Genomic DNA, 11,413 nt, shown 5'->3' with positions numbered 1-11,413 from the left:
TACCAAAAACAGCAGGGGTGGCAAGCTTTTTTTGTCGAGAACCGCATAAAATCAGCAAAAACTTAGGGTATGTCTTTAAAACTTTTGACAATACCCATTTCTAGAGGGAGGTGGATATATGATACAAATAATCGTGAGTGTACTTGGAATAGTTGGTTTAGTAAGCGCAGGATTCGCTTATTATTACATGGAAAAACAACCAAAAAAATAACAGTAAAAATCTATCTTAAGGATAGCGAGAAAGATAAATAACGAGTACACAGACAGACGGCTTTTACAGCCGTTTCAGACTGTTGACAAAATGGTTGTAAGACAGTTGTCTTACAACCATTTTGTTCCATTTCGATATTTGTTTCTCTCGATGAACCGACGAAAATAACGACATACATAAGTGAAAAAGAGGGGAGATGCCCATTCTCCATAGGCAGTTTGCTAATTTCTTTAAATTCATCGCAGCACAAACAAGCATCGCCTGCATCTGGTTTCTTTCCAATCCACGGTAATTCGTCCAGCGCAGACCATGCTTCTCTTTCAAATCTGCAAAATTTCGTTCGATTGTCTCTTTTCTCCGCTCATACGATTCTCGATGCTCCGACACATATCGTAAGTGCTCGGCTTCTTCGTAGTAATCTTGCCAAACATGGCGTGTGACCACTTTCGTGTGGCTTTTGCTTTCTGTGCATTTTTCTAGATAAGGACACGTCTTGCACACAGATGGATTTGATTTATATTCCCAATAGCCTTCCCGATTCGTTGTTGAATAAGATAACACTTGGTTATAGGAGAATCAACCCCTTTTTGTTTCGATCGATGATACGATTTGCCAAAAAACGAAGCCTTCGTCACAGGCGACGCACGCTATTCAGGGATGTGATTGGCACTATTCTCACTCAGAGAAAAAATCGATTTGGGGACATTCTCTCGTTTGGCTCATGGTTCATACGATGACCCAGGCATTTCCCTTTGCCTTTCGTCTCTACGACAAGACAGCGGGGAAAAGCAAAGGGGAACTGGCGATCGAGATGCTTTCTTGGTTGGATGTACGTCGTCCCGTTTATGTGCTGATGGATTCATGGTATCCATCGAAAGCGCTCGTGGAAGCCTGCTTGAAAAAAGGATTCCACGTCATCGCCATGCTCAAAACGAACCGGATTCTCTATCCGAACGGCGTTGCCGTCCAAGCGAAGCAGTTGGCTCGCTCGATCGAACTAGACGACACTCACCTCGTCACGGTGGGAGAAGATCGCTATCGCGTCTATCGTTACGAAGGAGCGCTCAACGGTCTCGATCATGTGGCGGTGCTGCTTGTTTGAAAGCCGATCAGCCGATGACACCCGAACATCTTCACTGCGTCTTGAGCACCGACCGAGGGCTAAGCGATGAAGAGATCTTGCGCTACTATGCTAAGCGTTGGTCGATCGAATACTTTTTTCGACAAGCGAAAGACCAGCTGAAACTCGATGGATACCGTGTTCGTCAGGTTCGAGCGGTGAAACGCTACTGGGATCTTGGTGCAGCTTGTTTATGTGTACAGCCTATTCGAATCGAACAGCGATTTTTCTGATGGGCTCGATCTCCTGCGCAAGCGAAAGGGACATAGCCTCGTGGAGTTCATTTACCGTGCAGCGAAACAAAATATTCCCATTGATACCTTGAAAAAACAGCTTCATGTGGCATAAGGGGTACCCTGTTTGTTTTTTTATGGTAATTATTGTTACGAAAATTGCTCATCTACAGTAATATAAATCATTTTCAACTTTGTTATTATCTAGCTTTACTAATTTTACCCCCTCTTTAAAAGATGGAACATGTTCAAGGTTAATTTCTTTATGTTTGGCTCTTCACCACAAGTTGTACTTGAGATTTTAAGATAGGTATGCATAGGGAAAATAGAGGGTACAAAAAATGCGAATTTTCCTGTATGGTAAAGGTGACCAAACCAAACCATTGGAGGAAAATTCCCATGTACTCTCAGTTTATCAAAGAACTTATCGATTTACCAGATATTTTGATTCAAAGAGCTTTTTGCGATGTTGGCTTTTTTCAAAAGAAATGGTACCATTCGATCATTTTCTTCCTATGCTCCTCTGCCGATTCCTCTTACATTTTAATATATCCATATTTTCCATTATAACAATTAAAAAAGGGCATACGAATCCCTCTTCCCATCCAGTTACTGAAACATGAAAAAACACACGTCCGATTACATACATTGTAATCTATGACGTGTGTTTTTTATCACTCAATCATACATGTCTACGCTTTACTCCACCGTTACGGACTTCGCTAAGTTGCGCGGTTTGTCGACGTCGCAGCCACGGTGTAATGCTGCATAGTAAGCAATTAATTGCAATGGCACGACAGACGCAAGCGGTGTGAGCATCGGATGAACGGCTGGGATGACGAAACGGTCGCCTTCCATGTCTAATCCTTTCATCGAGATGATGCACGGATTGGCACCGCGAGCGACAACTTCTTTGACGTTCCCGCGAATGCTTAAGTTGACATGTTCTTGTGTCGCTAGGGCAATCACTGGTGTGCCATTTTCAATTAAAGCGATCGTGCCGTGCTTCAATTCTCCACCTGCAAAGCCTTCTGCTTGAATGTAAGAAATTTCTTTTAACTTTAATGCGGCTTCTAATACGACATAATAGTCAACGGCGCGACCGATGAAGAAGCAGTTGCGTGTTGTCGCTAAATACTCGCGCGCAATTTGTTCCATTTCGTGTTTTGCGTCGCAAAGTGTTTCCATCGCATTCGCAACAATGCCAAGTTCTTTTGTTACATCAACATTCAACTCGATGCCTTTTGCTTTTGCGGCAACCGCAGCTAACATCGCAAGCACTGCAATTTGTGCTGTATATGCTTTCGTTGATGCAACAGCAATTTCTGGTCCAGCATGAAGAAGAAGCGTATAGTCTGCTTCGCGCGATAATGTTGAACCCGGCACGTTCGTAATCGTTAACGATTTATGGCCAAGTTCTTTCGTACGTACAAGCACTGCACGGCTGTCCGCTGTTTCTCCGCTTTGCGAAATATAAATAAATAACGGTTTTTCCGATAAAAGCGGCATGTTGTAAGAAAACTCGCTTGCGATATGCACTTCAACAGGGATTTTCGCCCAGTTTTCGATCAATTGTTTGCCGACTAAACCAGCATGATAGCTCGTGCCGCATGCGACGATATATAAACGATCGGCTTCATTTACCGCTTGCACGATTTCTTCGTCAATCGCTAGCTCGCCTTGGTCGTTGCGATATTTTTCAATTAAACGGCGAATGACAAGCGGTTGTTCGTCAATTTCTTTTAACATGTAGTAAGGATATGTTCCTTTTTCAATGTCGCTTGCATCCAATTCCGCTACATATGGTGCACGCTCTACTACTTCACCATTTAACTTTTTAATTGTCACACTTTCTTTTGTGACAATGACGATTTCTTTATCCATGAGCTCGACATATTCATTTGTCACTTGTAACATCGCTAATGCATCGCTGGCGACAACATTAAATCCTTCGCCTAATCCAGCTAAAAGCGGGCTTTTGTTTTTCGCCGCATAAATAACGCCGTCATTTTCTGCATCAATTAAAGCAATCGCATATGAACCTTTCAATAACGAAAGCGCCTTGCGAAACGCTTCTTCTACCGATAATCCTTCGTTTACGAACGTTTCAATTAACTGAACAATGACTTCTGTATCTGTATCACTTTGAAACGACACGTGCGCTAAATAATCACGTTTTAACAACTCGTAGTTTTCAATTACCCCATTGTGCACAAGCGTAAAGCGACCTGATGCACTTTGGTGTGGATGGGCATTCACGCGGTTTGGCACGCCATGTGTCGCCCAACGTGTATGACCGATGCCAAGCGGTGCGTCTACATCTTCTGCGACAATCGCACGCAAGTCAGCAATCCGACCTTTTTCTTTAAACACATGGACACCTGTGTCGTTCAATAACGCAATCCCTGCAGAGTCATATCCACGATACTCTAACTTTTCTAATCCGTACAATAAAATTTCTTTTGATGGTTGTTCACCAATATAACCAACGATTCCGCACATAACAAGTCCTCCCTAATCATAGGGGCAAGAAGGGGCTCTTGCCCCTTAAATAATTGATGAAATGGCGATGAACGTTCTTTCCTTTGTGCAAAGAGTCGCCTCTTTGTTTTAAGAAAGAACTTGCGGCTGTCATCGCATCAGCCGGGAGGCATCCGCCGAACACTCGATAAACCTCCTCCTCGTCAACTAAGCTTTTTTCCCGTCCAAAGCTTAGTCCAGGCGCTTTTATACAGGTATTTTCCGCTATCCTCCTTTCATGTAAGATGTCAAACAACAATAGTTTACAACAACAAAGAGGCAAACGTCAACGCGTATCGCTTACCCCTGTATAAGAAAAGCGCAAAGCGCCCGCCTATCGGCGAAGAGCGCACAAGCCCCACCGAGGAGAGCTCGAACCAAGCGGTCGCTTGGTTCTGCGTGGGTAAAATCACTGAAGTGTCTCAATGTGTCGCCGCCGCAGTGTGGGGCGGAGCGACTCGAGCCGATGGCGCTTGGAGCTAGACATATACCTCAAATTTTATTTCTTATCTTTAAACAAAATATGCATAAATGGAATAAACCGTTCCATTTATGCATATCGTTTACCGAAACAATTATTGTGCGCCAAAGCGTTCACGAATAACAGACGCAATGCGCTCGACGTATTGATCGCAAAGTTCATTTGTTGGCGCTTCTGCCATCACGCGAACGAGCGGCTCCGTACCAGACGGGCGAACGAGAATGCGACCGTTTCCAGCCATCTCTTCTTCTACTTCGCGAATGACACGCTGCACCTCTTCGCTTGCGATCGCTTCATGTTTATCTGTGACTTTTACGTTCACTAGTTTTTGTGGATATTTTTTCATTTCCCCCGCTAGCTCAGAAAGCGGCTTTTTCGTCACTTTCATAATGTTGACAAGCTGTAACGCCGTCAGTAACCCGTCACCTGTCGTATTGTAATCGAGGAAAATAATATGCCCCGATTGTTCTCCACCTAAATTGTAGCCGTTCTTTTTCATTTCTTCGACGACGTAACGATCGCCAACTGCTGTTTGTACGCTTTTGATTCCTTGTGCTTCAAGCGCTTTATAAAAACCAAGGTTGCTCATGACGGTTGAGACGACCGTTTGATGTTTCAAGCGACCTTGTTCGTGTAAATATTTTGCGCAAATGTACATAATTTGATCGCCATCAACGATTTGACCGTTTTCATCAACCGCAATTAATCGGTCGCCATCGCCATCGAACGCTAAACCTACATCGGCCCCTTTTTCCTTCACAAACGCAGCCAACGCCTCTGGATGCGTCGAACCGACACCTTCGTTAATGTTTAATCCGTTTGGAGATGCGCCCATCGTAGACACATCGGCATCTAAATCAGCAAATAAATGCGTCGCTAATGACGACGTTGCACCGTGCGCACAGTCAAGTGCAACGTGAATGCCTGAAAAATCTTCGTCCACCGTTTGCTTTAAATATTGTAAATATTTTTGTCCGCCTTCAAAATAGTCGTTTACTTGCCCTAAATCTTTCCCGATCGGGCGCGGCAACGTATCTTGTTCACTATCGAGAAGCGCTTCAATCTCTAACTCTTGTTCGTCAGAAAGTTTAAAACCGTCTGGTCCAAAAAACTTAATTCCGTTATCTTGGACAGGGTTATGCGAAGCAGAAATCATCACCCCTGCTTGTGCGCCTAACGCTTTTGTCAAATATGCGACACCCGGTGTAGAAATAACACCGAGGCGCATCACTTCTGCCCCGATGGAAAGCAGTCCTGCCACTAGCGCTCCTTCAAGCATATGACCAGAAATGCGCGTATCGCGCCCGATTAACACTTTTGGACGTTCTTTATCTTTTGTTAATACGTAGCCACCAAAACGGCCGATTTTAAAAGCTAATTCTGGCGTTAATTCGCTATTGGCAATCCCTCGCACACCGTCTGTTCCGAAATACTTACCCATGCTATCGCTCCTTTTATAGTTACTCATTTCTTGCAATACGAATCGTTGCTTCTTTTTGTGGTAGTCTCCATCGAACGTTTTGAGGTCCATTGACTTCAATTGGAACGTTATGTTCTCCAATGCCTAATTCACTAACATTTAAGTATACCTTAATATCTTTCAATTGAATATCATTCAGTACACGTTGAGCCCCTAAAGCCGTTAGCGTAATATTTTGATCAGCAGGATCGATAAATTCAGCCTTGTATGCGTCGTTTAGTCCAATGATTTCAATTGGAACTTGATCAAACGTTCTCTCTTTTTCTTGCTCCACTTCAATTAAAATTGTAACTTTTGCTGGATCTACAGCTTTCACTCCTTTTGGTACAGGTACATCGACTTGTAAAGTTGTATTGCCTGTAATATCGCTTAAATCGACTTCAATGCCGCTAATAAATTCGATGTCGTCAATTTTTGCTTTTTGTCCAAAAATCGTTACTTCGCTCGGAATCACTTCCATTTTACTAATGCTTAATCCTTCTCGTAGCGTTCCTTTTCGATCAATTTTTAATGGGACAGTTTTGCTTGGGCTTTTAATTGGCACGGTAATGTCCACGATAGACGGCTCAACATCAAGAGGCAACACATTTCCTTCTTTATCATACACCGTCACTTTTGATTCTCGCTCAATCGTTTCTTCGACTCCTTTTAAGTCAACACGTGCCTTTACTAACGCAACTTTTTCAATTAACGTTTTTGCCCCTGTCACTTTCACAATATTTGGCTTCACAATTGGCTGCTCCGGTGAATACCCGTCTGCAATTTGTGATTTATTAATGAAATCAACTTCGACCGGGAAATCTTTTGACACACGCTCGTCAATCGTCACAGTAATTGTCGCTGGATCAATCGTAACGCGTAACTTTTCAGAAATATTTCGGTATTTCAAAGGAACTGTATGCTTACCAATCGGCAGTTTAGATAAATCAACATATACTTCAAAATCTCGTTGCAGCTTCGTTGGCGTAACGATGCTTTTCGGCCCCTCAAGCATGACATTCACCGATTGTGGGATACCAGAAACAACAAGGTTTTCTTGATCGTAATATGCGACGACGGGAACGTCCGTCACTGTTTCGACATCGGTTTGACCGACCGTATTTCGTGACGTGCTATTTGATTGTGTTTCAATATTTACCGAAACGTAAATCATAAGCGCCAGCAATAAAGAAAAAATGCGTATAAACCATGGGCTATTCATCCATTTATCCACTTTTTTTCGCCCTCCACTGCCAACGAGATGAGGAAGTTGTCTTCGGTTGAACGAGCTCTTTCGTCAGCAATTCTCGCAATACATCTAACTTTAAGTCGCGGTAAAGCTCCCCATTTTTCGTAACAGAAACCGCTCCCGTTTCCTCGGACACAACGACGGTAATGCTGTCTGTCACTTCACTAATACCTAATGCAGCGCGATGCCTTGTGCCAAGCTCTTTAGAAATAAACGGGCTTTCCGACAGCGGTAAATAGCAAGATGCCGCAGCAATTTGATTTTTTTGAATAATGACAGCCCCATCGTGAAGCGGGGTATTCGGAATAAAAATATTAATCAGTAGTTCTGATGAAACATGTGCTTGTAAAGGAATTCCAGTTTCAATATAATCGCCCATTCCCGTTTCTCTTTCAATAGAAATAAGAGCTCCAATTCGCCGTTTTGCCATATACTCTGTTGCTTTTACAATCGCTTCGATCATATGCGTTTGTTCTTCCTCTTCAGGCGTTGTGCTTCGCGAAAACAATTTGCCCCTTCCGAGCTGTTCGAGCGCCCGGCGTAGCTCAGGTTGAAAAATGATAATAATGGCTAAAAAACCCCATGTGATCGCTTGATCCATCAACCATTGCAACGTGCTTAATCCGATAAAGCTACTTACAATTCGGACAAGAATAATAACAATAATTCCTTTAAGCAGTTGCACAGCCTTCGTACCACGCACAACCATAATAAGTTTATAAATAACGAACCAGACAACAAGAATGTCTACAAACTTAATGAGGTAATTTACAAATGTCGGGAGCTCTCCAAATGGCATTCTTACACTTCCTTCACTCATTCTAATTGCTCTCACATGTAAAAAAGCCATCAATATGGATGGCTATTTCGTTAATGTTTTGGCGATATTGTAACCGACTCTTTTTACATTATACCAAATCCAATCAAATACTTCATTAACTTCTTCAATTTGTCCGGTAACTTCGCCAGCAGAAGCTAAATATTTATGGCCGTTAATGACAGTCACATTGCCGTGCACTTCTCCTTCAATTTTAATATCGCCGTTTCGGACAACAATATCGCCTTCGACAACTTTCCCTTCTGGTACGATGACCGTATGATTTTGAACAATTAAATGTTCTTGTTTAGAAAACGAAAATTCATTATCCTCTTGCCAAACTGCCCATAAGCTGCTCGTGCTTAGCAAAAAGAACAGCGAGGCGGCAGTCAGAAACGGATGATGAGTAAACCATCGTTTCCAACGCACACGCCGTTTTTCACGAGGTAAATTATACATCACTTTTTTAACAAAATCGTCTGAAGGGGTGAAGTGGGAAACATTTTCGACAAACGCCACCGTTTTTTCCAATGCATAAAAATGCTCTCGACATGCTTCACATTGTTGAATATGGCTGCGCAATCGTTGCTCTTCTTCTTTTTGAATGTCTCCGTCTAAGTAATCATGCATCCATTGAACGATTTTTTCAGAGCATGGCATCTGTCTCACTCCTTTTTTCATCATAAATGGCCTAAATGTTTACGCAATGCTTCACGACCACGATGAATACGCGTTTTCACTGTACCAATTGGCAAATTTAAAATGTCACTAATTTCTTGTAGTGATAGCTCGTCAATATATTTTAAGACGATGACCGTGCGATATTTTTCTGGTAGCTTTAAAATCGCTTCTTGTACCATTTGTTGTAGCTCTAAGCTTTCTAACGCATCTTCCGGAGAAGCTCCTTCATCTGCGAGCTGCGAGTACATCGTTAACCCATCTGTCCCTGATACTTCTGCATCTAAATAAACATCGGGCTTTTTTTTACGCATGCGATCAATCGATAAATTCGTCGCAATGCGATATAACCAAGAAGAAAACTTCATTGTCGGATCGTATGTATGAATGTTGACATACGCCCGAATAAACGCTTCTTGTGCAGCATCTTCTGCTTCATGACGATTTCCTAACATGCGATAGCACAGTTGATAAATTTTATCTTTGTACATTTCGACGATATCCGCAAACGCGCTTTGATCTCCTTTTTTAATCGCTTTAATGCGTTGTTTAATAAACATGTCCATTCCATATTTACCTCCGCATGGGGGCTACTATTTTATACGAATAACATAAAGCAAAGTTCCATAAATCGCAACGAATATGTTAATATTTTTAAAAAAAATGGAGAGGGGCATCATGCCACCTCTCATACAAGCTTCTCACCAAACAATGATCCCATTAAAGCAACAGCGGTTGCAGCTGTTTTATTCCGCTCATCTAAAATCGGATTGACTTCAACAAATTCCGCTGAAGTGATGATTTGCGCTTCAGCTAACATTTCCATCGCTAAATGGCTTTCACGATATGTCAGTCCACCAATTACCGGTGTTCCAACTCCCGGTGCATCATGTGGATCGAGACCATCTAAGTCAAGAGACAAGTGGACACCGTCTGTCCGCTCTTTTAAATAAGCGATTGTCTCTTCCATCACTTTTGTCATGCCCAGACGATCGACTTCATGCATCGTATATATTTTAATTCCTTTTTCTTTAATTAATTGTTTTTCCCCTTCATCAAGTGCACGAGCACCGATAATTACAATGTTTTCTGGCTTCACTTTTGGACTATATCCACCGATCATCGTTAAAGCCGGATGGCCAAGCCCTAAACTTGCAGCGAGCGGCATACCGTGAATATTTCCAGAAGGCGACGTTTCCTCCGTATTCAAATCCCCATGCGCATCATACCAAATAACACCTAAGTTTTTATAATGTTTAGCTACTCCTGCAAGCGTCCCGATCGCAATACTATGATCGCCACCAAGTACAAGCGGAAAACGACCTCTTGTTACAACTTCATCGACCGCAGAAGCAAGTTTTTCATTTGCTTCAGCAACCGCTTTCAAATTTCTTAATTTTGGATTCGTCACATCTTGTACGCGCTCAGCGCGACCAATTTGAATATCCCCTAAATCTTCAATATCATGATTTAAGCTTTCTAAACGTTCTACTACGCCGGCATAACGAATGGCGCTTGGCCCCATATCAACACCGCGGCGCGTTTGTCCTAAGTCCATTGGCACTCCAATAATCGAAATGTTCATCTTGATCTCCTCCCCTCGTTGCATCTGTTGTTTATTGTACATGAGGAGAAACAGTTGGCTCAACTCGACAACTTTTTGAATATTTATTCTATGGAAAACAGAAAAAAACCTTAGGTATTCCCTAAGGTTTCGACAAGATGGAGCCTATCGGGATCGAACCGATGACCTCCTGCGTGCAAAGCAGGCGCTCTCCCAGCTGAGCTAAGGCCCCATGGAGCGGAAGACGGGACTCGAACCCGCGACCCCCACCTTGGCAAGGTGGTGTTCTACCACTGAACTACTTCCGCAAACAGTGAGCCATGGAGGACTCGAACCTCCGACCCTCTGATTAAAAGTCAGATGCTCTACCTACTGAGCTAATGGCTCGTTATATCGATGGCTGGGCTAGCTGGATTCGAACCAGCGCATCACGGAGTCAAAGTCCGTTGCCTTACCGCTTGGCTATAGCCCATCGATTGAAAACAATCATGGTGGAGGGGGACGGATTCGAACCGCCGAACCCAAAGGGAGCGGATTTACAGTCCGCCGCGTTTAGCCACTTCGCTACCCCTCCGCGGATGGTGCCGGCTGCAGGACTTGAACCCGCAACCTACTGATTACAAGTCAGTTGCTCTACCAATTGAGCTAAGCCGGCATATGGTGGAGGATGACGGGATCGAACCGCCGACCCCTTGCTTGTAAGGCAAGTGCTCTCCCAGCTGAGCTAATCCTCCATAAAAGATGACCCGTACGGGATTCGAACCCGTGTTACCGCCGTGAAAGGGCGGTGTCTTAACCACTTGACCAACGGGCCAACATACGACACACAAGCTTCCAACCGGGCTTGAACCGGTGACCTCTTCCTTACCATGGAAGTGCTCTACCAACTGAGCTATGGAAGCACTGGCTCCGCAGGTAGGATTCGAACCTACGACCGCTCGGTTAACAGCCGAGTGCTCTACCACTGAGCTACTGCGGAATAATACATCATCTTGCCCGGCAACGTCCTACTCTCGCAGGCGGTGTCCCGCCAACTACCATCGGCGCTGGAGAGCTTAACTTCCGTGTTCGGGATGGGAAC

8 protein-coding genes, 10 tRNA genes, 1 rRNA gene and 2 pseudogenes are annotated in these 11,413 nt (G+C 43.6%); 2 read left to right on the top strand and 19 right to left on the bottom strand.

Annotation, left to right across the window (positions count from 1 at the left end):
* Positions 1–274: 274 nt before the first annotated feature.
* A pseudogene (locus HNR63_RS13725) lies at positions 275–778 on the bottom strand (transposase); the annotation flags it as partial.
* Between the two features lie 28 nt (positions 779–806).
* Here HNR63_RS13725 and HNR63_RS13985 point away from each other — a divergent pair.
* A pseudogene (locus HNR63_RS13985) lies at positions 807–1,187 on the top strand (transposase); the annotation flags it as partial.
* The gene (locus tag HNR63_RS13980; protein ID WP_425485179.1) at positions 1,073–1,564 is read left to right on the top strand and encodes a transposase; all 492 of its coding nucleotides are present in this window, start codon (positions 1,073–1,075) and stop codon (positions 1,562–1,564) included. The pseudogene HNR63_RS13985 and the gene HNR63_RS13980, both read left to right, overlap by 115 nt.
* A 699-nt stretch (positions 1,565–2,263) precedes the next feature.
* Here HNR63_RS13980 and glmS read toward each other — a convergent pair.
* The 18 genes from glmS to rrf form a co-directional block, all read right to left on the bottom strand.
* Complete coding sequence (gene glmS, locus HNR63_RS13715; protein WP_181521073.1) at positions 2,264–4,066, bottom strand: glutamine--fructose-6-phosphate transaminase (isomerizing); 1,803 nt, start codon at positions 4,064–4,066, stop codon at positions 2,264–2,266.
* A 593-nt stretch (positions 4,067–4,659) separates the two neighbouring features.
* Positions 4,660–6,006, bottom strand: a complete 1,347-nt coding sequence (glmM, locus tag HNR63_RS13710; protein WP_181521071.1) for a phosphoglucosamine mutase — start codon at positions 6,004–6,006, stop codon at positions 4,660–4,662.
* Between the two features lie 19 nt (positions 6,007–6,025).
* Positions 6,026–7,258 carry a CdaR family protein gene (locus HNR63_RS13705; protein ID WP_181521069.1) on the bottom strand — a complete coding sequence of 411 codons (1,233 nt, stop codon included), beginning with the start codon at positions 7,256–7,258 and terminating at the stop codon, positions 6,026–6,028.
* Positions 7,251–8,072, bottom strand: a complete 822-nt coding sequence (cdaA, locus tag HNR63_RS13700; RefSeq protein ID WP_042536385.1) for a diadenylate cyclase CdaA — start codon at positions 8,070–8,072, stop codon at positions 7,251–7,253. Before cdaA ends, HNR63_RS13705 begins: the two co-directional genes overlap by 8 nt.
* 63 nt (positions 8,073–8,135) lie before the next feature.
* Positions 8,136–8,750 (bottom strand): anti-sigma factor family protein, encoded by a 615-nt coding sequence (locus tag HNR63_RS13695; RefSeq protein ID WP_042536384.1) that lies wholly within the window; start codon positions 8,748–8,750, stop codon positions 8,136–8,138.
* Between the two features lie 20 nt (positions 8,751–8,770).
* Positions 8,771–9,334 (bottom strand): RNA polymerase sigma factor SigW, encoded by a 564-nt coding sequence (gene sigW, locus HNR63_RS13690; protein WP_009362620.1) that lies wholly within the window; start codon positions 9,332–9,334, stop codon positions 8,771–8,773.
* A gap of 122 nt (positions 9,335–9,456) precedes the next feature.
* On the bottom strand, positions 9,457–10,353 hold the full coding sequence (gene rocF / locus HNR63_RS13685) for an arginase (RefSeq protein WP_009362619.1): 897 nt from the start codon (positions 10,351–10,353) through the stop codon (positions 9,457–9,459).
* Positions 10,354–10,491: 138 nt separating this feature from the next.
* Positions 10,492–10,564 (bottom strand) — tRNA-Ala (locus HNR63_RS13680).
* A gap of 1 nt (position 10,565) precedes the next feature.
* Positions 10,566–10,640: transfer RNA gene (locus tag HNR63_RS13675), tRNA-Gly, on the bottom strand.
* A 6-nt stretch (positions 10,641–10,646) separates the two neighbouring features.
* Positions 10,647–10,719, bottom strand: a tRNA-Lys gene (locus HNR63_RS13670).
* Positions 10,720–10,729: 10 nt separating this feature from the next.
* Positions 10,730–10,804, bottom strand: a tRNA-Gln gene (locus HNR63_RS13665).
* A 17-nt stretch (positions 10,805–10,821) separates the two neighbouring features.
* Positions 10,822–10,906 (bottom strand) — tRNA-Tyr (locus HNR63_RS13660).
* A gap of 5 nt (positions 10,907–10,911) precedes the next feature.
* A tRNA-Thr gene (locus tag HNR63_RS13655) sits at positions 10,912–10,987 on the bottom strand.
* A gap of 3 nt (positions 10,988–10,990) precedes the next feature.
* A tRNA-Val gene (locus HNR63_RS13650) sits at positions 10,991–11,066 on the bottom strand.
* 8 nt (positions 11,067–11,074) lie between these two features.
* Positions 11,075–11,146: transfer RNA gene (locus tag HNR63_RS13645), tRNA-Glu, on the bottom strand.
* A gap of 15 nt (positions 11,147–11,161) precedes the next feature.
* Positions 11,162–11,234, bottom strand: a tRNA-Thr gene (locus HNR63_RS13640).
* A gap of 2 nt (positions 11,235–11,236) precedes the next feature.
* Positions 11,237–11,311: transfer RNA gene (locus HNR63_RS13635), tRNA-Asn, on the bottom strand.
* Between the two features lie 15 nt (positions 11,312–11,326).
* A 5S ribosomal RNA gene (gene rrf / locus HNR63_RS13630) occupies positions 11,327–11,413 on the bottom strand; the annotation flags it as partial.

Source organism: Anoxybacillus ayderensis (genome assembly GCF_013761015.1).
Taxonomy (GTDB): Bacteria; Bacillota; Bacilli; order Bacillales; family Anoxybacillaceae; genus Anoxybacillus; species Anoxybacillus ayderensis.
Note: the sequence above shows the minus strand (reverse complement) of the source record. Positions and strands in the feature narration are given on the sequence as shown.